Origin of the sequence: Pseudomonas paraeruginosa PA7, assembly GCF_000017205.1 — a bacterium.
GTDB lineage: Bacteria > Pseudomonadota > Gammaproteobacteria > Pseudomonadales > Pseudomonadaceae > Pseudomonas > Pseudomonas paraeruginosa.
This window is the reverse complement of sequence record NC_009656.1, coordinates 4,888,077-4,912,512: the sequence shown is the minus strand read 5'-3', so window position 1 is coordinate 4,912,512 and position 24,436 is coordinate 4,888,077. Positions and strand designations below refer to the sequence as shown.

General features: G+C 67.8%; 25 protein-coding genes. 11 read left to right on the top strand and 14 right to left on the bottom strand.

The annotated features are described in order from the left end of the window. Positions 1 to 108: 108 nt before the first annotated feature. From PSPA7_RS22735 to PSPA7_RS22710, 6 genes are all read right to left on the bottom strand, one after another. Positions 109 to 753: a potassium channel family protein gene (locus PSPA7_RS22735; RefSeq protein ID WP_012077051.1), complete on the bottom strand. Its 645-nt coding sequence runs from the start codon at positions 751 to 753 to the stop codon at positions 109 to 111. A gap of 57 nt (positions 754 to 810) precedes the next feature. Beyond that, on the bottom strand, positions 811 to 1,707 hold the full coding sequence (mmsB, locus tag PSPA7_RS22730; RefSeq protein ID WP_012077050.1) for a 3-hydroxyisobutyrate dehydrogenase: 897 nt from the start codon (positions 1,705 to 1,707) through the stop codon (positions 811 to 813). A gap of 110 nt (positions 1,708 to 1,817) precedes the next feature. Next, positions 1,818 to 2,921, bottom strand: a complete 1,104-nt coding sequence (gene dspII, locus PSPA7_RS22725) for an enoyl-CoA hydratase/isomerase DspII (RefSeq protein WP_012077049.1) — start codon at positions 2,919 to 2,921, stop codon at positions 1,818 to 1,820. A 58-nt stretch (positions 2,922 to 2,979) separates the two neighbouring features. Next, positions 2,980 to 3,798, bottom strand: coding sequence for an enoyl-CoA hydratase (locus PSPA7_RS22720; protein WP_012077048.1), 819 nt, complete (start codon positions 3,796 to 3,798; stop codon positions 2,980 to 2,982). Between the two features lie 65 nt (positions 3,799 to 3,863). Then, a complete protein-coding gene (locus tag PSPA7_RS22715; RefSeq protein ID WP_012077047.1) occupies positions 3,864 to 5,027 on the bottom strand; it encodes an isobutyryl-CoA dehydrogenase in 1,164 nt (387 codons plus the stop codon). A gap of 11 nt (positions 5,028 to 5,038) precedes the next feature. Further along, entirely contained in the window at positions 5,039 to 6,547 is a 1,509-nt protein-coding gene (locus PSPA7_RS22710; RefSeq protein ID WP_012077046.1) for a CoA-acylating methylmalonate-semialdehyde dehydrogenase, read from the bottom strand. A gap of 132 nt (positions 6,548 to 6,679) precedes the next feature. Here PSPA7_RS22710 and PSPA7_RS22705 point away from each other — a divergent pair, with 132 nt between their 5' ends. From PSPA7_RS22705 to ung, 3 genes are all read left to right on the top strand, one after another. After that, entirely contained in the window at positions 6,680 to 7,561 is an 882-nt protein-coding gene (locus PSPA7_RS22705) for an AraC family transcriptional regulator (protein ID WP_003155027.1), read from the top strand. A 56-nt stretch (positions 7,562 to 7,617) separates the two neighbouring features. Further along, positions 7,618 to 8,439, top strand: a complete 822-nt coding sequence (locus PSPA7_RS22700) for a VanW family protein (protein WP_012077045.1) — start codon at positions 7,618 to 7,620, stop codon at positions 8,437 to 8,439. 98 nt (positions 8,440 to 8,537) lie between these two features. After that, the gene (ung, locus tag PSPA7_RS22695) at positions 8,538 to 9,233 is read left to right on the top strand and encodes a uracil-DNA glycosylase (protein WP_003106436.1); all 696 of its coding nucleotides are present in this window, start codon (positions 8,538 to 8,540) and stop codon (positions 9,231 to 9,233) included. Between the two features lie 112 nt (positions 9,234 to 9,345). On the opposite strand, the gene PSPA7_RS22690 is transcribed toward ung, so the two are convergent. The 5 genes from PSPA7_RS22690 to opdH are packed head-to-tail and all read right to left on the bottom strand — an operon-like array spanning position 9,346 to position 14,719. Next, on the bottom strand, positions 9,346 to 10,383 hold the full coding sequence (locus tag PSPA7_RS22690) for an AbrB family protein (RefSeq protein WP_012077044.1): 1,038 nt from the start codon (positions 10,381 to 10,383) through the stop codon (positions 9,346 to 9,348). Then, positions 10,376 to 11,893 carry a tripartite tricarboxylate transporter permease gene (locus tag PSPA7_RS22685; RefSeq protein ID WP_012077043.1) on the bottom strand — a complete coding sequence of 506 codons (1,518 nt, stop codon included), beginning with the start codon at positions 11,891 to 11,893 and terminating at the stop codon, positions 10,376 to 10,378. The genes PSPA7_RS22690 and PSPA7_RS22685 overlap by 8 nt, the downstream gene beginning before the upstream one ends. 10 nt (positions 11,894 to 11,903) lie before the next feature. Further along, positions 11,904 to 12,374 carry a tripartite tricarboxylate transporter TctB family protein gene (locus PSPA7_RS22680; RefSeq protein WP_012077042.1) on the bottom strand — a complete coding sequence of 157 codons (471 nt, stop codon included), beginning with the start codon at positions 12,372 to 12,374 and terminating at the stop codon, positions 11,904 to 11,906. Positions 12,375 to 12,422: 48 nt separating this feature from the next. Beyond that, positions 12,423 to 13,406, bottom strand: coding sequence for a Bug family tripartite tricarboxylate transporter substrate binding protein (locus PSPA7_RS22675; protein WP_079262202.1), 984 nt, complete (start codon positions 13,404 to 13,406; stop codon positions 12,423 to 12,425). Positions 13,407 to 13,435: 29 nt separating this feature from the next. Further along, positions 13,436 to 14,719: a cis-aconitate porin OpdH gene (gene opdH, locus PSPA7_RS22670; protein ID WP_012077040.1), complete on the bottom strand. Its 1,284-nt coding sequence runs from the start codon at positions 14,717 to 14,719 to the stop codon at positions 13,436 to 13,438. 210 nt (positions 14,720 to 14,929) lie between these two features. Between opdH and tctD the strand changes: the two genes are divergently transcribed. Continuing rightward, positions 14,930 to 15,601, top strand: coding sequence for a two-component system response regulator TctD (tctD, locus tag PSPA7_RS22665; protein ID WP_012077039.1), 672 nt, complete (start codon positions 14,930 to 14,932; stop codon positions 15,599 to 15,601). Continuing rightward, on the top strand, positions 15,594 to 16,976 hold the full coding sequence (tctE, locus tag PSPA7_RS22660) for a two-component system sensor histidine kinase TctE (protein WP_012077038.1): 1,383 nt from the start codon (positions 15,594 to 15,596) through the stop codon (positions 16,974 to 16,976). Before tctD ends, tctE begins: the two co-directional genes overlap by 8 nt. 6 nt (positions 16,977 to 16,982) lie before the next feature. On the opposite strand, the gene PSPA7_RS22655 is transcribed toward tctE, so the two are convergent. After that, the gene (locus tag PSPA7_RS22655; protein ID WP_012077037.1) at positions 16,983 to 17,819 is read right to left on the bottom strand and encodes an HDOD domain-containing protein; all 837 of its coding nucleotides are present in this window, start codon (positions 17,817 to 17,819) and stop codon (positions 16,983 to 16,985) included. Positions 17,820 to 17,918: 99 nt separating this feature from the next. Continuing rightward, on the bottom strand, positions 17,919 to 18,863 hold the full coding sequence (ygfZ, locus tag PSPA7_RS22650) for a CAF17-like 4Fe-4S cluster assembly/insertion protein YgfZ (RefSeq protein WP_012077036.1): 945 nt from the start codon (positions 18,861 to 18,863) through the stop codon (positions 17,919 to 17,921). A 267-nt stretch (positions 18,864 to 19,130) separates the two neighbouring features. Between ygfZ and PSPA7_RS22645 the strand changes: the two genes are divergently transcribed. Both PSPA7_RS22645 and PSPA7_RS22640 read left to right on the top strand, forming a co-directional pair. Beyond that, the gene (locus tag PSPA7_RS22645) at positions 19,131 to 19,385 is read left to right on the top strand and encodes an FAD assembly factor SdhE (protein WP_003085532.1); all 255 of its coding nucleotides are present in this window, start codon (positions 19,131 to 19,133) and stop codon (positions 19,383 to 19,385) included. Next, entirely contained in the window at positions 19,369 to 19,821 is a 453-nt protein-coding gene (locus PSPA7_RS22640; protein WP_003150206.1) for a protein YgfX, read from the top strand. The genes PSPA7_RS22645 and PSPA7_RS22640 overlap by 17 nt, the downstream gene beginning before the upstream one ends. Here the strand turns inward: PSPA7_RS22640 and nadB are convergent. Then, positions 19,790 to 21,406, bottom strand: coding sequence for an L-aspartate oxidase (gene nadB, locus PSPA7_RS22635; RefSeq protein ID WP_012077035.1), 1,617 nt, complete (start codon positions 21,404 to 21,406; stop codon positions 19,790 to 19,792). The two genes, PSPA7_RS22640 and nadB, sit on opposite strands and share 32 nt — an antisense overlap. Before the next feature lie 407 nt (positions 21,407 to 21,813). On the opposite strand from nadB, the gene rpoE reads away from it, so the two are divergent. From rpoE to PSPA7_RS22615, 4 genes are read left to right on the top strand one after another with little or no spacing between them, the layout of a single operon-like run. Continuing rightward, positions 21,814 to 22,395: an RNA polymerase sigma factor RpoE/AlgU gene (gene rpoE, locus PSPA7_RS22630; RefSeq protein ID WP_003085543.1), complete on the top strand. Its 582-nt coding sequence runs from the start codon at positions 21,814 to 21,816 to the stop codon at positions 22,393 to 22,395. A 31-nt stretch (positions 22,396 to 22,426) separates the two neighbouring features. Beyond that, positions 22,427 to 23,011 carry an anti-sigma factor MucA gene (gene mucA, locus PSPA7_RS22625; protein WP_003150208.1) on the top strand — a complete coding sequence of 195 codons (585 nt, stop codon included), beginning with the start codon at positions 22,427 to 22,429 and terminating at the stop codon, positions 23,009 to 23,011. 8 nt (positions 23,012 to 23,019) lie between these two features. Further along, positions 23,020 to 23,970 carry a sigma factor AlgU regulator MucB gene (gene mucB, locus PSPA7_RS22620; RefSeq protein WP_012077034.1) on the top strand — a complete coding sequence of 317 codons (951 nt, stop codon included), beginning with the start codon at positions 23,020 to 23,022 and terminating at the stop codon, positions 23,968 to 23,970. Continuing rightward, positions 23,967 to 24,422: a SoxR reducing system RseC family protein gene (locus PSPA7_RS22615; RefSeq protein ID WP_003150212.1), complete on the top strand. Its 456-nt coding sequence runs from the start codon at positions 23,967 to 23,969 to the stop codon at positions 24,420 to 24,422. Before mucB ends, PSPA7_RS22615 begins: the two co-directional genes overlap by 4 nt. The last annotated feature ends 14 nt before the right edge of the window (positions 24,423 to 24,436 follow it).

Here is a 24,436-nt window from a genome sequence, read left to right as displayed (position 1 = left end):
CTTCCGTTCGAGACATGCCGCGGGGCGGCGGTGGAACACATCATCCGCGCCGAGACGATCGGGATAAACCGTTGCGAAGCGGATGCACTCATTAGCTCTGCTTAATAATCAGAGCTCTTCGCTGTCGCTCATCAAGGTCAGGCTGCGGGCCACGGCGAGAGCGATGAACAACACCCCGATCACCCCTTCGCTGCCCGCCAGCAGGCGTGCCAGCGGATTGATCGCCTGGATGTCGCCGTAGCCCACGGTGGTCAGGGTCACCAGGCTGTAGTAGACGAAGGTATCCAGGCCCAGCGCGCCATGGCTGGCGATGAAGCTGGCCGGCGCCATCTGCTCGACCATGTAGTAGGCGAGGGCGAAGGCCAGCGCCATCTGCAGGTAGAGGGCGCAGAGGCCGTAGAGCAACTCGTGGGTCACCGGGCGCTCCTGGGTGACGCGGCGGAACAGCGCGGCGAACAGGGTCAGGTACAGCAGGATCAGGCTCAGACCGCGGAGCAGGCCGGGCGGCAGGCTGGAATAGGGGCTGCTGAAGTCGGCGGTGGTGTACAGGGCCAGGCTGAACAGGCCGAAGAAGGCCGTCAGGTAGACCAGTGGGCTGCGCCGGCGCAGGGTATTCATGCCGCTGAGCACCAGCAGCAGGAGGGCGCCGAGCACCCGTGGCTTGGTGCTGGAAGGGAGGCCGAGGACCAGGGTGAAGAGGACCGTGGAGAAGAACAGCAGGCGGAAACGGTAGCGCAGCAGCAGGGTATTCACGAAAGGCTCCTCGCATCGGGCGAATTGACCAGCCTGGGCGAGGAGCCGCCGTGGTGTCTATTGGCCTTGGGTCGGATCGAACAATTTCTGCACCACGGAGAAGTCCCGCTCCGCATAGCCCTGCTTCAGCAACAGGCGGTACAGGCTCAGCGCCAGGCTGCCCATCGGCGTGCTGCTGGCGCTGGCCTGGGCGGCCTCCTGGGCCAGGCCGAGATCCTTGGCCATCAGCTGGGCCATGAAGCCGCCGCTGTAGTCGCGCGACGCCGGGGCATTGTCCATCACCCCCGGCCAGGGGTTGTAGACCTCCAGCGCCCAGTTGCCGCCGGAGCTGCGGCGCATGATCTCGGCCAGCACCTTCGCCTCGAGACCGTTGGCAACGCCCAGGGCCATGGCTTCGGCGGTACCGATCATCAGCACCGCGAGGAGCTGGTTGTTGCACACCTTGGCCACCTGGCCGGCGCCGTCGGGGCCGGCGTGGAAGATGTTGCGACCCATGGCCTCGAACAGCGGCCGGGCCTTTTCCAGGGCTTCGGCGTCGCCGCCGACCATGAAGGTCAGGGTGCCGGCCGCCGCGCCGGCAGTGCCGCCGGACACCGGCGCGTCGAGCATCGCCAGGCCGCGTTCGCGGGCGGCGGCGTGGACCTTGCGCGCCGATGCCGGGGCGATGGTCGAGCACTCCAGCACCAGGGCGCCGGCGGCAATGTGCATGAGCAGCCCGTCGTCGCCCAGGTACAGACCTTCCACATGCTGGCTGGCCGGCAGCATGCTGATCACCACGTCGGCGCCCCGCACCGCGTCGCGGGCGCTGCGGGCGGCGCTGGCACCGGCGGCGACCAGGCCGTCGACGGCGCTCTGCACCAGGTCGAAGACGTTCAGCAGGTAGCCGGCCTTGAGCAGGTTGGCGGCCATCGGCGCGCCCATGTGGCCGAGGCCGATGAAGGCGATCTGTTTCATGGAGCTCCTCCTGTGGCGGCCCGGGGCCTCTTGGGGATGCTGTGAAACAGCTTAGACGCTATGCACGGGACTGGCGGCCCTCTTCCCGCGGGAGAAGGCCGCCGTGGGGGTCAGAGCTCCGCCAGCGGGTGTTCGCCTTCCCAGGTCGGCTCGAAGTGCGCCTCGATCACCGCCGCGGGGATCGCGCCGACCTCCGGCCAGTGCCACTTCGGCGCGTTGTCGCGGTCGATCAGCCGCGCCCGCACGCCCTCGGCGAATTCCGGATGGCGCGTGCAGTTCAGGCTCATGGCGTATTCCAGGCGGAACACCTCGGCCAGCGACAGATAGCGCGCCCGTGCGATCTGCTGCCAGACCAGCTGTGCGGTCATCGGGCAGCCCTCGGCCAGGGTCTTCGCGCCACGCGCAAGCAGCGGGTCGGCGTCGTCGCGCAGCGCCACCAGCGCCTGCCAGGCGCTCGCCAGGTCCGGCTGGTCGAGCAGGGCGTCCAGGCGCGGCCGGCGCGGGAGCAACTGGGCCTCCGGCAGTTCGCTGCGGGCCTCGTGTTCGAGGGCGCGGAGCAGGCTATGCAGTTGCACCTGGGGCGCCTCGTTCCAGTTCATCTGCACCAGGCCGGCGAGCAGGGCGTCCTGCTGGTCGTCGAGAAGGAAGCGGTCGGCCAGGTCGAGGTCGAGGGCGTCGCGGGCGTTCATCTGTGCCGCGCTCAGGCCGAGGAACAGGCCGAGCCTGCCGGGCAGGCGGGCGAGGAACCAGCTGGCGCCGACGTCCGGGTACAGGCCGATGCCGATTTCCGGCATCGCCAGGCGGCTGGACGGGGTGACGATGCGAATCCCGGCACCCTGCATCAGCCCCATGCCGCCGCCCATCACATAGCCGTGGGCCCAGCAGATGAAGGGTTTCGGGTAGGTATGGATGCGGTAGTCGAGGCGGTATTCATCGGCGAAGAAGCGTCGCGCCAGGGCCGGTACCTCGCCGGGTTGCTCACGGCAGGCGTCCACCAGCTTGCGCACGTCGCCGCCGGCGCAAAAGGCCTTGGCGCCGTTGCCGCGCAACAGCACGCAGGCGATGCCGGCGTCCTCGGCCCAGGCGTCGAGTTTCGCCGCCAGGGCCTCGATCATCGGCAGGGACAGGGCGTTCAGGCTCTTTTCCGCATCCAGGGTGGCGATGCCGATGCGGAAGCCATGCAGGCTCGGGCGTTCTTCGAAAAGCACGTTCATGTCGGGGCTCTCGGCTCGGGCGGGCTGTGGCGCAGCCCGCCGGGTTCGATGGGAAGGATCAGCAGTTGCGCCACTTGGGATCGCGCTTCTCGAGGAAGGCGTTGACCCCTTCGCGGGTGTCCTGGGCGTCGAACAGGTCGACGAAGCGCTCGCGCTCCTCCGGCAGCCAGGCGTTCGGCGCGCGTTCGCGGGCGCCCTGGATCAGCGGCTTGATGGTACGGATCGCCACCGGGCTCTGGCGTGCCACCTTGGCCGCCAGCAGCAGGGCGGCGCCGCGCGCCTCGCCGCTGTCCACCACCTGTTCGACCAGGCCGATGCGCAGGGCGGTTTCCGCGTCCACCCGCTCGTTGCAGAGGATCATCCGCTTGGCCCAGCCTTCGCCCACCAGCCAGGGCAGCGCCTGGGTCCCGCCGGCGCAGGGCAGCAGGCCCACCGCGGCCTCCGGCAAGGCCATCTGCGCCTGGCGCTCGGCGATGCGGATGTCGCAGGCGAGGGCGCACTCCAGGCCGCCGCCCATGGCGTAGCCGTTGATCGCCGCGATAGACACCCCGCGGAAATCGCGCAACGCTTCGAAGGCTTCGCCGAAGCGGCGGGCCATCTCGCGAGCGCGGGCCTTGTCGCCGTCGGCGAACATGTTCAGGTCGGCGCCGGCGGAGAAGAACTTCGGCCCCTGGCCGGTCACCACCAGGGCGTAGATATCGTCGTCGCGGTTGAGGTGCTCGATCAGTTGGCGCAGGCCGATCAGCGAATCGCGGTCCCAGGTGTTGGCCGGCGGGTGGTTGATGGTGATCAGCGCGGTGTGCCCGTGCTTCTCCACGGTGAGCTTGTGGGTCAGGTCGAAGGAGGAAGCCTTGTAGGGTTCGACGGCAGTGTTCATGAAGTCCCTCACTGGATCATGGGCCGGGGCGTTCCGGCACTATCGGATGCGATGGTTCGCGGCGTTCACAGCAGGCGATCGAGCATGCCGCCCTGCTCCAGCAGGCGGCGGGCGACGATCACCCGCATGATTTCGTTGGTGCCTTCGAGGATCTGGTGCACGCGGGTGTCGCGTACCCAGCGCTCCAGCGGATAATCGTTGAGATAGCCGTAGCCGCCGTGCAGTTGCAAGGCTTCGTTGCAGACATAGAAGCAGCGGTCGGTGGCGAAGCGCTTGGCCATCGCGCAGTACAGGGTCGCCTCGGCGTCGCCGCGGTCCAGCCGATGGGCGCCGAGGCGGACCATCTGGCGGCTGGCGGTGAGTTCGGTGAGCATGTCGGCGAGCTTGAACTGCAAGGCCTGGAAGGTCGCCAGCGGCTTGCCGAACTGCTCGCGCTCCTCGACGTAGCGCATCGACTGCTCCAGCGCCGCCTGGGCGGCGCCCAGGGAACAACTGGCGATGTTCAGGCGGCCGCCGTCGAGGCCTTTCATGGCATAGACGAAGCCCTGGCCCTCCGGGCCGATGCGGTTGCCGGCGGGGATGCGCACGCCGTCGAAGGTGATGGTGCGGGTCGGCTGGGCGCGCCAGCCCATCTTGTCCTCGTTGCGGCCGTAGCGGATGCCGGGCGCATCGGCCGGCACCAGGAAGCAGGAAATGCCCCTGGCGCCGTCCTCGCCGGTGCGCGCCATGACGATCAGCACCTGGGTGCTGCCGGCGCCGGAGATGAAGCACTTGCTGCCGTCGAGCACGTATTCGTCGCCCTCGCGGCGGGCGCGGGTGCGCAGGCGCGCGGCGTCGGAGCCGGCGTCCGGCTCGGTGAGGCAGTAGGAGGCGAGCAGCTCGCCGCCGATCAGGCCGGGCAGCCAGGCCTCCTTCAGCGCCGCGTCGCCGAACGAGGCGAGCATCCAGGCGGCCATGTTGTGGATGCTGATGTAGGCGGTGGTGGCCACGCAGCCGGCCGCCAGTTGCTCGAAGATCAGCGAGGTGGACAGCCGCGACAGGCCCAGGCCGCCGTCTTCCTCGGCGATGTACAGGCCGAGGTAGCCCTGTTCGGCGGCGGCGCGGATGACGTCCACCGGGAAGTGATGGTCGCGGTCCCAGTCGGCCGCCTTCGGCGCCAGTTCGTGGCGGGCGAAGGCGCGGGCGCTCTCCACCAGCAGGCGTTGTTCTTCGGTGAGGTCGAAATCCATAGGTCCTCGGGTCACTTGAGATGGATGGTCATGTTCGGGCCGGCCGACGATTCGTCGGCCGTCGGTTCATCGTCGAACCAGCGGCTGGTGACGGTCTTGGTCTCGGTATAGAAGCGCACCGCCTGCTTGCCGTAGGCGTGCAGGTCGCCGTAGAAGGAGCCCTTCCAGCCGGTGAAGGAGAAGAACGGCAGCGGTACCGGGATCGGCACGTTGATTCCCACCTGGCCGACCTGCACCGCGTGCTGGTAGCGCCGAGCGGCGCCGCCGGAGCGGGTGAACAGGCTGGTGCCGTTGCCATAGGGATTGGCGTTGACCAGGGCGATGGCCTCATCCAGGCTATCCACCTCCAGGCAGGCCAGCACCGGGCCGAAGATTTCCTCGCGGTACAGGCCCATCCTCGGCGTCACTGCGCGGAACAGGGTGGGACCGAGCCAGTTGCCGTTGGGATAGCCTTCGACCTGGCACTGCGAGCCGTCGAGCAGGCACTCGGCGCCTTCCGCCTTGCCTTCGGCGATCAGGCGCAGCACGCGCTGCCGCGCCTGCGGGCTGATCAGCGGACCATAGGCGGCGTCCGGGTCCTGCCAGTGACCGGGGCGCAGGGCGGCCATCCGCTCGGCCAGCTCGGGAATCCACTCGCGCGCCGCGCCGACGAACACCGCCGCGCTGATCGCCATGCAGCGCTGGCCGGCGGCGCCGCAGCTGGCGCCGACCAGGTTGCCGAGGACCTGGGCCTTGTTCGCGTCGGGGAGGATCACCATGTGGTTCTTCGCCCCGGCGAAGGCCTGCACCCGCTTCAGGTGCGCAGTGCCGGTGCGGTACACGTGCTGGCCGACGGCGACCGAGCCGACGAAGGAAATCGCCCGGATGTCAGGGTGGGTGAGCAGGGCATCGACCTGTTCGCGGCCGCCATGGATCACCTGCAGCACGCCCTTCGGCGCGCCGGCCTCGAGGAACAGTTCGGCGAGGCGGTTGGGCGTCAGCGGATCCTGCTCGGAGGGCTTGAGGACGAAGGTGTTGCCGCAGGCGATGGCCAGCGGGAACATCCATAGCGGGATCATCGCCGGGAAATTGAACGGGGTGATCCCGGCGCACACGCCGAGGGGCTGGATCCAACTGGCGGTGTCGATCTCGCGGGCGACGTTCTCCACCGTCTCGCCCATCATCAGGCTGGCCACGTTGGCGGCGTGCTCGACCACCTCGATGCCGCGCCACACGTCGCCCTTGGCATCGGCAAGGTTCTTGCCGGTCTCGCGGGCCAGCAGTTCGCCGAGTTCGTCGTGGTGTTCCTTGAGCAGGTGCTGGTAGCGCAGCATCAACCGCGCTCGCTCGGAAGCCGGGACTTCGCGCCAGGTCTCGAAGGCGCGCTGGGCGCTGGCGATGGCCTGCTCGATCTCGTCGGCGGTGGCCTTCGGTGCCAGCGCGAGGACGTCCTGGGTCGCCGGATCGGTGACTTCGATCAGTTCGCGGGAACGGCTGCCGCGCCATTCGCCGTCGATCAGCTGGGGGATTGCCTTGGCCATCGTCGCCTCCGCTTCCCGGTGGGCCGGGATGTTGTTTTGAGTCGTTATAGCCGGCCGCAAGCCGCCTGTGGATTGACGATCTTGCGCAAGGGATGGACGATCTTGGGATTCAGACTGCCGAGTCGCATCGCCGTGAAGCGTTCCGTACAGACCTCCGCCTGGCCCCTGCCCAACCAGGGCGTGCGTTTCATCACGCCGCCGCGCCTGCGTCGCGCCCTGGCCCGCCACCCGCTCGGCCAGGCCTGCTATCCACTGGCCCTGGGCTATTACCCCGAAGCCCATGGCCACCGCATGCAGCGGCGCACGCCGGATGACCATCTGCTGATCTACTGCCGCGCCGGGCGTGGCTGGCTGGAATGCGCCGGCGAGCGCGTCGAGGTCGGCGGCGGCGACCTGCTGGTCCTGCCCAAGGGCCTGGAACATGCCTACGGCGCCGACTCGCAGCGGCCATGGAGCATCTACTGGGTGCATTTCGAAGGCGTCCTGGCGGAGGACTTCCTGCACCCGCTGGGCAGCGTCCCGCGCCTGCGCCTGGGCATGCAGCCGCGCCTGCTGGCGGAGTTTGACGCGCTGCTGGCGCTGCGCCGCCAGGGCCTCAGCCTGCCGCACTTCATCCATGCCGCGCACCTGTTGCAGGGCCTGCTCACCTCGCTGGCGGTGCGTCCGGCGCGGGCCAGCCTGAAGTCCGGGCGGGTGCTGGACATCGACGCGGTACAGGCGCTGATGCGCGCGCACCTGCACGACAGCCTGAACCTCGACGAACTGGCGGCGCAGTTCAAGCTGTCGCGTTTCCATTTCGCCAAGACCTACCGCGCCCTGACCGGCCAGGCACCGATCCAGGACTTCATCCAGATGAAGATGGCCCATGCCTGCCGCCTGCTCGACGAGGGCGCGCTGGAGGTGCGGCAGATCGCCGAGCAGCTCGGCTACGCCGATCCCTATTACTTCTCGCGGCTGTTCCGCAAGGTGGTGGGCATGGCGCCCAGTCACTACCGGGCGCTGCACCAGGGCTAGCACTCCGGGCATAATGCCGTCTCCGGCCAGTGGGCCGAGACCGACAAGGATCGTCGATGCGCAAACCTCTATCGCTCTACCACCCCTGGCTCTACTGGCTGCGGGTCTGGCAACGGCGTCTCTGGCGGCACTGCCGCTGGCGTCTTGGCGGCCGCCGCTACGCGCGGCTGCCATTGGTCGACGAGCGCCTGCCGCACCGCTACATCAGGCATACCTCGAAGCTGATTCGGCGCCTCGGCGACAGCGACCTCGCCCTGCAACGCAACAAGGTGGTCAACCTGCGCCTGGCGGTGGACTGCATGAACGGCGTGCGCATCGGCCCCGGCGAGTACTTCTCGTTCTGCCGGCTGGTCGGTCGGCCCAGCGCCCGGCGTGGCTTCGTCGAAGGCATGGAATTGTCCTTCGGCGAGGCGCGCAGCGGAATCGGCGGCGGCATCTGCCAACTGAGCAACCTGATCCACTGGATGGCCCTGCATTCGCCGCTGCGCGTGGTGGAGCGGGCCAACCACAGCTTCGATCCGTTCCCCGACGAGGGACGGATCCTGCCGTTCGGCTCGGGCGCGGCGATCTTCTACAACTTCATCGACCTGGTGCTGCACAATCCGACGGCGGATAGCTTCCAGCTGCGCTTCCATATCGCCGCCCACCAGTTGGAAGGCGAACTGCTGTGCAGCGCGCCGCGCCCTGTGCGCTACCACGTCTACGAGAGGGCCCAGCGCTTTGTCCGCGACGGCGATGCGGTGTTGAGGCTCAACGAGATCTGGCGCGATATCCGGGAAAAGGGCCAGGCCGGCACCCTGCTGGCCAGCGAGTGCCTGTACCGCAACCGGGTGTGCGTGAAGTATCCGGTGGAAGAGGCCCGCCTGTCCCGAGATTGACAAGCGCGGCGCGCTTTTCTACGGTTCCGCGGCCACAGGCTGTCGGCGACCTTCTGAAAAGGCCGGACGACTTTTTCAGTACCGAGACAGGGGGTTCCATGACCGATAACGACGACCGCATCAAGCTCGAGGCGAGCTGGAAGGAAGCGCTGCGCGAGGAATTCGACAAGCCCTACATGAAGCAGCTGGGCGAGTTCCTGCGCCAGGAAAAGGCCGCCGGCAAGGTGATCTTCCCTCCCGGTCCGCTGATCTTCAACGCGCTGAACACCACGCCGCTGGAGAACGTCAAGGTGGTGATCATCGGCCAGGACCCCTACCACGGGCCGGGCCAGGCCCACGGCCTGTGCTTCTCGGTGCAGCCCGGGGTACCGACGCCGCCGTCCTTGCAGAACATCTACAAGGAACTCAACCGCGACCTGAACATCCCGATTCCCAACAACGGCTACCTGCAGCGCTGGGCGGAGCAGGGCGTGCTGCTGCTCAACACCTCGCTGACCGTCGAGCAGGCCAAGGCCGGCTCCCACGCCAACGCCGGCTGGCAGCCTTTCACCGACCGCGTCATCGAGGTGGTCAACGAGCGTTGCGAGCGCCTGGTGTTCCTGCTCTGGGGCAGCCACGCGCAGAGCAAGCAGAAGCTGATCGACCCGCAGCGCCATCTGATCCTCAAGTCGGCGCATCCGTCGCCGCTGTCGGCCTACCGCGGCTTCCTCGGCAACGGCCACTTCAGCCGCACCAACAAGTTCCTCGAACAGAACGGCAAGACGCCGATCGACTGGTCGCTGCCGGATCTCTGAAGCCCGCCGGGGCCGCCGCCCGGCAGTCCGCCGCAGCCGTTCCCGCGATTAAAAAAGCCCGCACGAGGCGGGCTGGAAAACGCCACACATCCGGTGTGGCGGCGTGGCTCGGTCAGCCGGCGCGCTTCGTCCAGTAGCGGAAGCACGGCTCGGCGAGGAACAGCACCAGCAACAGCCTCAGCACCTGCAGGGCGGTGACCAGCGGCACCGAGAATTGCAGGGCTTCTGCGGTCAGGCTCAGTTCGGCGATGCCGCCGGGCATCATGCCGAGCATCAGCGACTGGTGATCGAGGGTGCTCAGCCAGCCGAGCAACTCGGCGGTGAGCGCCGCGGCAAGCATCATCCACAGCGTGCAGACCAGGGTGCGACTGACGAAGGCCGGTGCGCTGCGGAAGAAGCTGCGGTTGAAATGACAGCCCAGGGCGCTGCCGATCAGCCACTGGCCGACGCCGCTGGAACCGGCCGGCAGGCCGATATGCAGGTCGAAGCCGAGGCTGACGCTGGCCGCCAGCAGCAGCGGGCCGAGCAGCCAGGGATTGGGTTGGCGCAACTTCTGCCAGCCCAGCGCGACCAGCGCCCCGGCCGGGAACAGCAGGGCCAGCCAGCGCCAGTCCACCGGCGCGGCCTGGTGCGGGCCCGGCTGGCCGCCGCCGAGCAGGTACTGGAACGCCGCCGGCACCAGCAGCACCACCAGCAGCAGGCGCAGGCTCTGCGCCGCGGCGACGCGGCTGAGCACCGCGCCGTGGCGCTGGCCGAGGTTGACCATCTCGCTGGCACCGCCGGGCATGCTGGCGAAGAATGCGGTGGCGCGGTCCTCGCCGCTGCGGCGCAGGAAAACGATCGCCAGCACGCTGGAAAGCGTGGTGGCGACGGCGCCGAAGACGATGATCGCGCTGTGCGCCAGCACCTGCTCGATCACCGCCGGTGTGAAGTGCAGGCCGATGCCGATGCCGACGATCCACTGCCCGCACTTGCGCGCGCCCGGCACCTCGGCCAGCGGCAGGTCGGCCAGGCAGCGCACCAGCATCACCGCCAGCAGGGAGCCGATCATCCATGGCAGCGGCCAGCCGACCAGGCTCGCCAGCCAGCCGCCGAGGGCGCCCACCAGCGGGGTCGCCCAGTACAGCTTCCAGGTGGCGCGGTCAGGCATCGGCCAATCCTGTCGCGCGTCGTGCCGCGCGGCGGCGCCAGGCGCGGAGCAGCGGCAACAGCAGCATCACCACCACCAGCGCCCAGGTCACCAGGCTGATCGGGCTCGACCAGAGGATGCCCAGTTCGCCGTTGGAGATCGACAGCGCGCGGCGCAGGTTCTGTTCCATCAGGCCGCCGAGAATGAAGCCCAGCAGCAGCGGCGAGAGCGGGAAGTCGAGCTTGCGCAGGATGTAGCCGAGCACGCCGATGCCGACCATCAGGAACAGGTCGAAGGTAGTGGCGTGCACGCCGTACACGCCGATCCCGGTGATGATCGCGATGGCCGGCACCAGGGCCCAGTTCGGCACCGCGAGGATGCGGGTGAACACGCGGACCATCGGCACGTTGAGGATGATCAGCATGACGTTGGCGATGAACAGCGAGGCGATCAGCCCCCAGACGATGTCCGGTTGCTGCTGGAACAGCAGCGGGCCGGGGGTGATGTTGTACAGGGTCAGCGCGCCGATCATCACCGCGGTGGTGCCCGAGCCGGGCACGCCGAGGGTCAGCATCGGCACCATGGCGCCGCAGGCCGCGCCGCCGATGGCCGTCTCCGGTGCGGCCAGGCCGCGCATGTCGCCCTTGCCGAACTCGCCCTTGGCGCCGGCCAGCTTCTTCTCGGTCATGTAGGCCACCGCGCTGGCCAGGGTCGCGCCGGCGCCAGGCAGCACGCCCATGACGAAGCCGAGCACGCCACAGCGCAGGTTGACGGCGAACACGCTGGCGGCCTCCTTGAGGTTGAACATCATCCGTCCGGTGGCCTTCACCGCCTCCTGGCCGTGATGGGTCTTCTCCAGCAGCAGGAGGATCTCGCTGACCGAGAACAGGCCCAGGACCAGGACCACGAACTGGATGCCATCGGCGAGATGGATGCTGTCGCCGGTGAAGCGGTAGACACCGCTGTTGGCGTCGATCCCGACACAGGAAAGGAACAGGCCGAGCAGCGCCGCCAGCAGGGTCTTCAGCGGTTTGTCGCCGGCCATGCCGCCGAGGCAGACGATGGCGAACACCATCAGCACGAAGTATTCCGCCGGGCCGAAGGCGATCGCCCATTTGGCCAGCAGCGGGGCGAACAGGACCATTCCGCAGGTGGCGATGAAGGCGCCGATGAACGAGCTCCAGGCCGACAGCGACAGGGCCACGCCGGCCAGGCCCTTGCGCGCCATCGGATAGCCGTCGAGGGTGGTCATCACGGTCGAGGCTTCGCCGGGGATGTTGAGCAGGATCGAGCTGATGCGCCCGCCGTACTCGCAGCCCAGGTACACGGCGGCGAGCAGGATCAGTGCGGTTTCCGGCGGCAGGCCGAGGGCGAAGGCCACCGGGATCAGCAGCGCCACGCCATTGATCGGGCCGAGACCGGGCAGCAGGCCGACGATGGTGCCGATCAGGGTGCCGATCAGCGCGGTGATCAGGTTGGTCGGGGTCATCGCGACGCCGAAACCGTGGCCCAGGTAGTTCAGGGTTTCCATCACGAAGTCCTCACAGCGGCAGGAAGTCGAGGATGCCCAGCGGCAGCGGGACGTCCAGGGCTCGGTCGAACAGCCAGTACAGGCCGATGCCGAGCAGACACGCGGTGATCACCGCGGGCAGCGGCCGGGCGCCGTAGAGAATGGCCATGCAGGAGCCGACCAGGGCGGCGCTGAGAATGAAGCCGAGCGTTTCGAACAGGCCGGCGAATACCAGCAGCAGGGCGATGCAGGCGACCACCTTGAGCAGCACGGCGGCGCCCAGCGGTTGTTCGTCTTCGGCGTGGCGGATCGGCGTCGGCCGCGCGATCAGCCAGGCCAGGCCGGCGCCCATCAGCGCCAGGCAGAGCAGCGGGTAGGCGCGCGGCCCGACCGGTTCGTAGGAAAACGGCGCCTGGTATTGCCAGCCGGCGATCGCCAGGCCGACGCAGGCGAGCAGCCAGAGCCCGGCGAACAGGCGCTGGTAGAGCGTTGAATGGGGCATGGAACGATCCTCGTGGCGCGGCCGGAGTGCGGCCGCGCGCGGGCAGGCTTACTGGATCAGGCCGAAATCCTTGGCCAGTTGCTTGTATTGCTGGACCTGCTTCTTCACGTAGCCGTCGAGTTCCTCCCCGGTCATGGCGAAGGGGAACAGCTCGCGCTGATCGCGCAGCCGGGCGAAGTCCTCGGAGGCCAGCAACTGGTCGAAGGCGTTCTTCCACCAGGCGTAGTCCTCGTCGCTGACCTTCGGCCCCAGGTAGAAGCCGCGGACCACCGGCCAGACGATGTCGTAGCCCTGTTCCTTGGCGGTGGGGATGCCGGCCATCGCCTCTTCCGGCAGGCGCTCCTCGGAGAACACAGCGAGCAGGCGCATGTCGCCGCTGAGGATGTGCGGCATGGAGTCGGAAATGTCGGTACTGCCGACCTGGATGTGCCCGCCGAGCAGCGCGGTGGCGATCTCGCCGCCGCCCTCCAGGGCCACGTAGCGCAGGTCGCGCGGGTTGATCCCGGCGGCCTTGGCGATCAGCGCGGTCTGCATCCAGTCCTGGCTGCCGACGGTGCCGCCGGAACCGATCACCACCTTGCTCGGGTCGGTCTTGAGCGCCTTCACCAGGTCGTCGAGGTTCTTGTAGGGCGAGTCGTTGCGCACGGCGATGGCGCCGTAGCTGGTGCCGATGGCGGCCAGCCATTTCACCGCGTTCTCGTCGAAGCGGCCGAACTTGCCCTGGGCCAGGTTCAACAGGGAGCCGCTGGAGAAGGCGGTGATGGTGCCGGCGTCGCCCGGACGTTGGGCGACCACCGCGTTATAGGCGACCGCGCCGACGCCGCCGGGCATGTAAGTGACGCGCATCGGCTTGCTCAGCAGCTTGCCCTCGACCAGGGCGCTCTGCGCCAGCTTGCAAGTCAGGTCGAAGCCACCGCCGGGCGAGGCCGGGGCGATGCATTCGGGACGCTTGGGTTCGGCCACGGCGACGCCGGCCAGCAGCAGGCCGGCGGCAAGCGAGGCGAGGGGACGAAAAGACGGTTTCATCATGATCGGAGCTCCTGGGGAGTTCTTGTTCTGGCTTACCAGATCGGCAGGGTATAGCTGACGATCAGGCGGTTCTCATCGACGTTGCGGGTGAAGTTGGAACGGAAACTCGCGTTGCGCCAGCGGATTCCGAGGTTCTTCAGTGCGCCGCTCTGGAACACGTACTGCAGCTCGGTGTCGCGTTCCCACTCGCGGCCTTCGCCACGCTGGCCGGCGAGCTCGATGTTGTCGCCCTTGATGTAGCGGGTCATGAAGGTCAGGCCGGGAATGCCGAGGCCGACGAAATCGTAGTCGTAGCGCAGTTGCCAGGAGCGCTCCCGGGGACCGGCGAAGTCGTTGACCTGGACGAAGTTGACCAGGTACGGGTTGCTACCTTCCAGGTAGGGGAACGCGTCGTCGCCGTTCATTCGTTGCCAGGCCGCGCCGACGGCGTGGTTGCCGAGGCTGTAGGTGAACATGCCGTTGAGCGACTTGTTGTCGATGCCGCCGGCCTTGGCCGAGCCGCTATCGGTGCTGCGGGCGAAGCGCAGGTCGCTGGTCAGTTCGCCGGGGCCGATCGGCCAGGTATGCAGCAGGCCGACGAAATGCTGGCGGTAGACGTCCTGCAGATTGCTGTAGTGGTAGCTGGCGGTGAGGTTGTCGCTGAGCTTGTAGTCCAGCCCGCCGAGGTCGAAGTGGTCGGCGCTGACCCCGGCGAAACGGCCGTTCTTGTCGTTCAGCGCGAGGTCCTCGGAGTCGCTCGAATCGCGGATCTTGGTCTTCTCCAGGCGCCCGGCGGTGAAGCCGAGGTTCTTGACTTCCTTCGAGGTGAGCAGGGCGCCCTCGAAGATCTGCGGGAAGATCCGCCCGTTGTTCGGTTGTACCGATGGCAGCTTCGGAATCAGCGTGCCGACCTTCAGCTCGCTCTGCGAGACCTTGACCTTGGCGGTCAGGCCCAGTTTCGAGTAGGTGTCCGGCGCGCGGCCGTCGGAATCCTTCGGCAGCAGTCCGGTACCGCTGCGGCCGCGGCCGGAGTCGAGCTTGACGCCGAGCATGCCCATGGCGTCGAGGCCGAAGCCGACGGTGCCCTGGGTGTAGCCGGACTGCAGGTTGAGGATGAAGCCTTGCGCCCACTCCTCGCGCTTGGACTGGCCGGGGCCGTCGCGGAAGTCGCGGTTCATGTAGAAGTTGCGGGTTTCCAGGCTGGCCTTGCTGTCTTCGAGGAAGCCGGCGGCGTTGCCCAGGGGCGCGATGCTGGCGAGCACGACGGCGGTGGTGGTCAGGGTGGTGCTGCGGGACGAACGTACAGACCTTGCGGCCTGCGGCAGGGAAGTCGACATGCAGTGGTCTCCGATTCTTGTTCTTGTACGCCGAGCACCACGCTGCAAGGCGTTTTGGCGGACGATCTGCGCCGTCCATCGACTGATCCTAAGACGCCAAGCTTTCGCCAGGCTTTCAGCAATCCCCGGTGGCAGAGAAGCCATTTACCGGAGGGTTTTCCCCGGTACACTTCGCCTCTTGTGCCCTCATCCGGTGGTGGAGAACCGTCCATGCGCATCCTTCTGGTGGAAGACCATCCGCAACTCGCCGAAAGCGTGGTCCAGGCGCTCAAGGGCGCCGGCTGGACGGTGGACCTGCTGCAGGACGGAGTGGCCGCCGACCTGGCCCTGGCCAGCGAGGAGTACGCCCTGGCGATCCTCGACGTCGGCCTGCCGCGGATGGACGGTTTCGAGGTGCTGGCGCGCCTGCGCGGGCGCGGCAAGACCCTGCCGGTGCTGATGCTCACCGCGCGCGGCGAGGTGAAGGACCGGGTGCACGGGCTCAATCTCGGCGCCGACGACTACCTGGCCAAGCCTTTCGAACTGTCCGAGCTGGAGGCGCGGGTCAAGGCCCTGCTGCGCCGCAGCATGCTCGGCGGCGAGCAGGTACAGCGTTGCGGCGCCCTGGCCTACGACCTCGGCACCCGGCGTTTCAGCCTCGACGAGCAGCCGCTGATCCTGACCTCGCGGGAGCAGGCGGTGCTGGAGGCGATGATCGCCCGCCCGGGGCGGGTGATGAGCAAGGAGCAACTGGCGGCCCAGGTCTTCGGTCTCGACGAGGAGGCCAGTGCCGATGCCATCGAGATCTACGTCCACCGCCTGCGCAAGAAACTGGAGGGCGGCGCCGTACGCATCGTCACCTTCCGAGGCCTCGGCTATCTGCTGGAGGCGCAGGGTGACTGATGCCGGCAGCCTGCGCGGGCGGCTGCTGCTGCGGCTGGCCCTGCTCCTGTTGCTGGTGCTGCTGGCGAGCAGCCTGAGCGCCTACTGGAACGGCCGCGAGGCGGCCGACACCGCCTACGACCGGACTCTGCTGGCCTCGGCGCGAGCGATCGCCGACGGCCTCTACGAAAAGGACGGCACGCTGCGCGCCGATGTGCCCTACGTGGCCCTGGACACCTTCGCCTACGACAGCGCCGGGCGGATCTTCTACCAGGTCAATGACATCCACGGGCGCATGATCTCCGGCTATGAGAATCTTCCGGCGGCGCCCGCCGAGGCCCTGCGCACCGACGACTATCCGGCCCTGGCGAAGTTCTACGACGGCGTCTACCAGGGCGTCGACGTGCGCGTGGTGAGCCTGCTGCAGCCAGTCAGCGAGCCGAGCATGAGCGGCATGGCGGAGATCCGCGTGGCCGAGACCGAGGGCGCCCGCGAGCGCATGGCACGCAGCCTGATGACCGATACCCTGCTGCGCCTGGGCCTGCTCGGGGTCGGCGCGCTGGTGCTGGTGTGGCTGGCGGTGAGCGCCGCGTTGCGCCCGCTGGACCGCCTACGGCGCGAAGTGGAGGAGCGCCAGCCGGACGACCTGCGCCCGCTGCCGATGCTCGAGGTGCAGCGTGAGCTGCGCCCGCTGGTGGAGTCGCTGAACCACTTCACCCAGCGCCTGCGCGGCCTGTTCGAGCGCCAGTCGCAGTTCATCGCCGATGCCGCCCACGAACTGCGCACGCCGCTGGCGGCGCTGAAGGCGAGTCTGGAACTCGGCCTGCGCGAACGCGAGCCCGGGTCCTGGCGCTCGACCCTGGAGACCACCGCGAAGAACACCGACCGACTGATCCACCTGGCCAACCAGTTGCTCTCCCTGGCGCGCATCGAAAGCGGCGCCCAGGCCATCGCCGAGGGGGGCGCCGAATGCATCGACCTGACCGCCCTGGCCAGGGAACTGGGCATGGCGCTGGCGCCGCTGGCCTACGCGCGCGGTGCCACGCTGGCCCTGGAAAGCGCCGGATCGGTGTGGATCCAGGGCGAGCCGACATTGCTCAACGAACTGCTCAGCAACCTGCTGGACAACGCGCTGGCGCATACCCCGCAGGGTGGCAATGTGATCCTCAGGGTACTGGGGGAAGGCGTGCTGGAAGTGGAGGATGACGGTCCGGGGATTCCCGAGGCCGATCGCGAGCGGGTCTTCGAGCGCTTCTACCGGCGTGGCGACAGTCCCGGTAGCGGCCTGGGGCTGGCGATCGTCGGCGAAGTCTGCCGGGCGCACCGCGCGCAGATCCAGCTCGACCAGGGCGGACTGGGTGGCCTGCTGGTGCGGGTGCGTTTCCCGGCGGAGTAGGGCGCCTTACTGGAGCATGCTGGTGGCGGCTTCCAGGGCGCTGGAAAGATCCTCGTCTTCCTTCATGTCGACGGTCGGTTCGAGGCCGAGCTTGGCGAACGCCGGGATCTGGCTCCAGTCCAGGCGGGTGTAGGGATGTTCGCTGCCCAGGTAGCTCTGCAGGGTGGCGACCTGGACCAGGTCGGTGTAGTCGGCGCGCGGCGAATCGCGGCTGAAGTCCAGGTGCTGGCGCGGCACTTCGGCGATCGGCGCGGGGAAGTCCCAGGCCTTGAGGATGCGCTCGCCGATCAGCGGGTGGATGCGCTCGATCACGTGGCTCAGGCTGATGGAGTCGGACAGCAGCTCGTTGTGGTCCTCGGCGTAGGTGAGGATCGGCAGTACGCCGATCTGGTGCACCAGGCCGGCCAGGGTCGCCTGGTCCGGGGCCAGGCGCGTGTAGTGACGGGCCAGCACGTGGCAGATGCCGGCGATCTCGGTGCTCTTGTTCCAGACCTCGCGCATCTTGCGGTCGACCACGTCGGTGGTGGCCTGGAACATCTGCTCCATGGCCAGGCCGGTGGCGAGGTTGCAGGTATAGTTGATGCCCAGCCGGCTGATCGCCATCTGCAGGTCGGTGATTTCCTTGGGGCTGCGCAGCAGCGGGCTGTTCACCACGCGGATGATGCGCGCGGTCAGCGCCGCGTCGTTGCCGATCACCCTGCTCAGGGCCTGGATGCTGACATCCGGGTCCTCGGCCGCCTCGCGGACCTGCAGGGCCACCTCGGGCAGGGTCGGCAGCACCAGTTCATCCTGATCGATGGCGCGGATCAGGTCCTGTTGGACTTTGTCGGCAAGCTTGCTCATGGCACTTCCTTTGAAAACGCGATGGCCGGGGCACGCTGTGCGTGCACCGGCCATGGGAATACTGGCGGACCGTCCGCGGACGGCACCTACAGTCTACGGTCAGCGCTGGATTTCGCGGTCGCTGTCCAGCGTGTAAGGCAGATTGAGGAGGACGAGCGGCGCTCCGTCGCTGCTGCCGAGGGTGATCTGGCCGTCGGCGACGGCGTCGTCCTGCAGCACTGCGAGCAGCTCCACGGTGTTTTCCGGCGTGCGCGCGGCCAGCACCACTTCGCCGACGCTGGTGGCGTGGACCGGCGAGAACAGCCCGGTAGCGGGCTCCGGCGGGTCTTCCCCGGCCAGTGCCAACCGGTACAGGCGACGCTTGAGACGTCCCAGGTACTGCATGCGGGCGACGATTTCCTGGCCGGTGTAGCAGCCTTTCTTGAAGCTGACCCCGCCGACCGCCTGCAGGTTGATCATCTGTGGGATGAACAGCTCGCGGGTGGCACCGAACACCTGGCCGATGCCGGCGCGCACCTGGCCGAGCAGCCAGTCGTCGAGCGGCGCCTCCCGGCTGTGCTCGCGGAGCGTGGCGAGCACAGCCTCGGCGCGTGCCGCAGGGATCCACAACTCGACCCGGGCGTCGCCCAGGGCGACGGCGAGCAGGTCGGCGTGGCGGGCGATTCCGCCGGCTTCGTCCGGCGCCTCGATGCCCAGCGCGCGCAGGGCCTCCCCGGCATCGCGCAGGCCGACGCGGACCCAGGCGGCGCTCTCGTCGGCCAGGGTGGCCTTGGAGAACACCGCGTACTTCTTCAGGTCCGCCAGTTGGGCCTCGAGCAGTTCGCTGGCCAGCGCCAGCAGCAGGCCGTCGCCTTGCAGCAGGATGCGGAAGCTCGACAGCAGCCGGCCCTTGATGGTGCAGCGACCGCCGAGGCTGGAGGTTTCGTCGTTCAGATAGGCCAGGTTGCAGGTCAGCTGCCCCTGGAGGAACTTGGCGGCGTCCGGGCCACGGACGGCGAGGATGCCTTCATGGACAAGCGGGGTATGGAAAGCGGAGTCGGCCATTGCGATGCTGCGCGGTCAGTCAGTCAGGGTGGTCATCATAGAACTCGGTCCGGGGCTTGTCAGCGGGTCGCGCGTTCGCCGTTCCTGCCGGCGAGTTGTCGGACCCTTCCGAAACGGCCGCGGGCGTGGTCCGTGGGACGGCCTGTGGCCCCCGCGCGATGGGCAATACGACCAAGGGCGGACGCCGGCGGGGCGGTGCCTCGTCATCGGGCCGCGCCATTCGAGCGCAACCGCCCTATAATGCCGGGCGTTTTCGAGGAGCCCGACATGGCAGATGAAACCGAACTGAAACGACTCTACTGGCACAGCCGTCGCGGCATGCTGGAACTGGATGTGCTGCTGGTGCCCTTCGTGCAGGAGGTCTATCCGGGGCTGGATGCCGAGGACCAGGCGCGCTTCCGCAAGCTGCTGGAGTGCGAGGACCAGGACATGTTCGGCTGGTTCATGCAGCGCGGCGAACCGGAAGACGCCGACCTGCGGCGGATGGTGCGGATGATTCTGGACCGTGTCCAGCCGGATTGAGCCGTTCGAATGCCGCTGGCGGGTCTCTCCGACCCTGCTGGCGGCCTGTCTGACATTGTGGGGGCTGGCGCTGCTGGCGATCTTCCTGGCGGCATTGCCGGTCTGGCTGAAGCTGGCGCTCGTCGCGGGCTGTCTCGCCTATGGCGGCTGGGGGCTCCAGCGCCAGGTACTGCTGCGCGGTCCGCAGGCTTTCCGCGGGTTGCGCCACGACGAGCGCGGCTGGCAGTTGTGGAGTGCCGGTAGCGGCTGGCAGGCGGTGCAGTTGCGCCCGGACAGCCTGGCGCTGCCCTGGCTGATCGTACTGCGCGTGCGCCTGCCGGGCGGCTGGCGCACCCTTGGCTGCTGTATCCCGGCCGACGCGCTGGGCGCCGACAGCCATCGGCGCCTGCGCGTCCGCTTGCGCTTCAGTCGCCGTAGATGGGCGGCACCAGGATAGTGTCGCGGGCTTCGGGCAATAGGTCCGGATAATCCAGCGTGTAGTGCAGGCCCCGGCTTTCGCGGCGCTGCATGGCCGAGCGGATGATCAGTTCGGCGACCAGCGCCAGGTTGCGCAACTCGATCAGGTCGCGGCTGACCTTGTAGTTGCTGTAGAACTCGTCGATCTCGCTGAGCAGCAGGCGCACCCGGTGCTGGGCGCGCTGCAGGCGCTTGTTGGTGCGCACGATACCGACGTAGTCCCACATGAAACGCCGCAACTCATCCCAGTTGTGCGCGATGATCACGTCCTCGTCGGAGTCGGTGACCTGGCTGGCGTCCCAGCTCGGCAGGCTTTCCGGCAGCGGCGTGCCGGGCAGGCGCTGGAGCATGTCGGCGGCGGCCGAGCGGGCATAGACGAAGCATTCCAGCAGCGAATTGCTGGCCATGCGGTTGGCGCCGTGCAGGCCGGTGAAGGTGGTCTCGCCGATGGCGTAGAGGCCCGGCACGTCGGTATGCCCGTGCTGGTCGACGAGCACGCCGCCGCAGGTGTAGTGCGCGGCCGGCACCACCGGGATCGGTTGCCGGGTGATGTCGATGCCGAAGTCCAGGCAGCGCTCGTGGACGGTGGGGAAGTGCGCCTTGATGAACTCGGCCGGCTTGTGGCTGATGTCCAGGTAGACGCAGTCGATCCCCAGGCGCTTCATCTCGTGGTCGATGGCGCGGGCCACTATGTCCCGGGGCGCCAGTTCGCCACGCGGGTCGAAGCGCGGCATGAAGCGCTCGCCGTTGGGCAGGCGCAGCAGGGCGCCTTCGCCGCGCAATGCCTCGGTGATCAGGAAACTCTTGGCCTGCGGGTGGTACAGGCAGGTCGGGTGGAACTGGTTGAACTCCAGGTTGCCGACCCGGCAGCCGGCGCGCCAGGCCATGGCGATGCCGTCGCCGGAATTGCCGTCGGGGTTGCTGGTGTAGAGGTAGACCTTGCTCGCGCCGCCGGAGGCCAGCACGGTGAAACGGGCGCGGAAGGTGTCCACTTCGCCGCTTTCCCGGTTCAGCACGTAGGCGCCCAGGCAGCGCTTGCTCGGCAGGCCGAGCTTGCGTTCGGTGATCAGGTCGACCGCCACTCGTTGCGACAGCAACTCGATGTTCGGGCGCTGGCGGGCGCGAGCCAGCAGGGTGTTGAAGATCGCCGCGCCAGTGGCGTCGGCGGCATGGATGATGCGCCGGTGGCTGTGCCCGCCTTCGCGGGTCAGGTGGTACTCGAAGCTGCCTTCCTCGTGGTTGCCCTGTTCGTCTCGGGTGAACGGCACGCCCTGCTCGATCAGCCACTGGATCGCTTCGCGGCTATGCTCAACGGTGAAGCGCACCGCATCCTCGCGGCACAGGCCGCCGCCGGCGACCAGGGTGTCCTCGACGTGGGATTCCACGGTGTCGGTATCGTCCAGCACGGCGGCCACGCCGCCCTGGGCCCAATAGGTCGAGCCCTGCGACAGTTCGCCCTTGCTGAGGACGGCGATGCGCAGGTGTTCCGGGAGGGTAAGGGCCAGGCTCAGGCCGGCGGCGCCGCTGCCGATGACCAGTACATCGTGTTGATAATGTTGGCTCATGCCCGCATTTCCCCATGGTGGAGCCCTAGTATATAGAAGGGCCTGGCGGCACAATAGCGCACCCCGCCGCCGGTCCGGCGGATGAGTTGCGGGCCTGCCAGCGGCAGGCTTCATCAGAGCGGGGCGATGTAGTGCTGGAACTTTCTTAGACGCATCGGTTCCAAAGCAGGATGCCTGAAGACCTCGTCCGGTTGGCCTACCCAGCGGCGCAGAGGCCGGGCCCTGAGCCCGATGCAATCCATTTTCGCGGGGTCCGGACACGATGTCCGGGGCCGCACGTCACGAGCGAGGAAAAATCTCGTGGCGCATGCTTGGAGGGGAGAACTTTTGCAAGAAGCCCGAGTCTATCTTGGCAAGACGATTCGCTGGGACGCTCGAAGCTCCTCCGGGTTCGAAGAGGAGCTTTCATGCTAACCCAGGAACAGGATCAGCAACTGGTTGAACGGGTACAGCGCGGAGACAAGCGGGCTTTCGATCTGCTGGTACTGAAATACCAGCACAAGATACTGGGATTGATCGTGCGCTTCGTGCATGACGCCCAGGAAGCCCAGGACGTAGCGCAGGAGGCCTTCATCAAGGCCTACCGGGCGCTCGGAAATTTCCGCGGCGATAGTGCTTTCTATACCTGGCTGTACCGGATCGCCATCAACACCGCGAAGAACCACCTGGTCGCTCGCGGGCGTCGGCCGCCGGACAGCGATGTGACCGCAGAGGATGCGGAGTTCTTCGAGGGCGATCATGCCCTGAAGGACATCGAGTCGCCGGAACGGGCGATGTTGCGGGATGAGATCGAGGCCACCGTGCACCAGACCATCCAGCAGTTGCCCGAGGATTTGCGTACGGCCCTGACCCTGCGCGAGTTCGAAGGTTTGAGTTACGAGGATATCGCCACCGTGATGCAGTGTCCGGTGGGGACGGTTCGGTCGCGGATCTTCCGCGCCCGTGAAGCAATCGACAAAGCTCTGCAGCCTTTGTTGCGAGAAGCCTGACACAGCGGCAAATGCCAAGAGAGGTATCGCTATGAGTCGTGAAGCCCTGCAGGAAACTCTGTCCGCTGTGATGGATAACGAGGCGGATGAACTTGAGTTGCGGCGGGTGCTCGCAGCTTGCGGCGAGGATGCCGAGCTGCGTTCCACCTGGTCGCGTTACCAGCTGGCGCGGTCCGTCATGCACCGCGAGCCTACCTTGCCGAAGCTGGATATCGCTGCGGCGGTATCGGCTGCCCTGGCCGACGAGGCCGCTCCGCCGAAAGCGGAGAAGGGACCGTGGCGCATGGTAGGTCGTCTGGCGGTCGCCGCGTCGGTCACCCTGGCGGTGCTGGCCGGTGTGCGCCTGTACAACCAGAACGACGCACTGCCGCAGATGGCGCAGCAGGGGGCAACCCCGCAGATCGCCCTGCCGCAGGTCAAGGGGCCGGCTGTGCTGGCCGGCTACAGCGAAGAGCAGGGTGCGCCGCAGGTGATCACCAACTCCTCGTCCAGCGACACCCGCTGGCACGAGCAGCGCCTGCCGATCTACCTGCGTCAGCACGTGCAACAGTCCGCCGTCAGTGGTTCAGAGAGCGCGCTGCCCTACGCTCGGGCAGCCAGCCTGGAAAACCGCTGAGGAGAGACATGCGCACCACCTCCCTGTTGCTCCTGCTCGGCAGCCTGATGGCGGTACCCGCCATTCAGGCCGCCGACGCTTCCGACTGGCTGAAGCGCCTCGCCGAGGCCGAGCGCCAGAACAGTTTCCAGGGCACCTTCGTCTACGAGCGCAATGGCAGCTTCTCGACCCATGAGATCTGGCATCGCGTCGAGGGCGATGGTGCGGTCCGTGAACGCCTGCTGCAGCTCGACGGTGCGCGCCAGGAGGTGGTTCGCGTCGACGGCCGCACCCAGTGCATCAGCGGCGGACTTGCCGACCAACTGGCCGATGCCCAGTTGTGGCCGGTGCGCAAGTTCGATCCCTCTCAGCTGGCGTCCTGGTATGACCTGCGCCTGGTCGGCGAGTCGCGTGTTGCCGGGCGCCCGGCTGTGGTCCTGGCGGTAAGTCCGCGCGACCAGCATCGCTATGGCTTCGAGCTGCACCTGGATCGCGAGACCGGCCTGCCGCTGAAGTCGCTGTTGCTCAACGAGAAAGGGCAGTTGCTCGAGCGTTTCCAGTTCACCCGGTTGAACACCGGCGCCGCGCCGGCTGACGACCAGTTGCAGGCTGGCGCCGAGTGCCAGGCGGTCGGCCCGGTCAAGGGCGAGGCGGAAAAAGCCGTCGCCTGGCGCTCCGAGTGGCTGCCGCCGGGCTTCACCCTGACCCGCAGTTTCATGCGGCGCAGCCCGGTGACTCCCGACCCGGTCGCCTGCCTGACCTACGACGATGGCCTGGCGCGTTTCTCGGTATTCATCGAGCCCCTGCATGGCGCGATGGTCGGTGACGCACGCAGCCAGCTCGGCCCCACCGTGGTGGTGTCCAAGCGCCTGCAGACCGACGATGGCGGCCAGATGGTGACCGTGGTCGGCGAAGTACCGCTGGGTACCGCCGAGCGGGTGGCACTGTCCATCCGTCCTGAGGCTGCCGCCCAGAAATGATCGAAGAGCAGGGGCGCGTGGTGGCGACCGAGCCGGGAGCGGTGTGGGTCGAAACCGCGCGCCGCAGCACCTGCTCATCCTGTTCGGTCAACGCCGGCTGTGGCCAGGGGCTGCTGCAGCGGCTTGGCGTCGGCGAAGGGCGCGCCCGGGTGCGCGCGCTCTGCGACCTGAGCCTGCGGGTCGGCGACGGCGTCATCCTAGGAATTCGCGAAGACCTGTTGTTGCGCGCCTCCATCCTCTTCTATCTTTTCCCTCTGCTCGGGTTTTTCGTGGCAGCATTGCTGGCGAGCCGGGCAGGTCTTGTGGAACCCCTGGTCATCGTGTCCGGGCTGGCAGGTTTGCTGGCGGCCTGGCTATTGGTGCGTCGGCATGCTCGTCGTCATGCCGATGATCCAGCCTCGCAGCCGGTGGTCTTGCGAGCGCTGATTTCCGGGCCGTCCGATTCGGCCTGAGTCCTTCTCTTCCC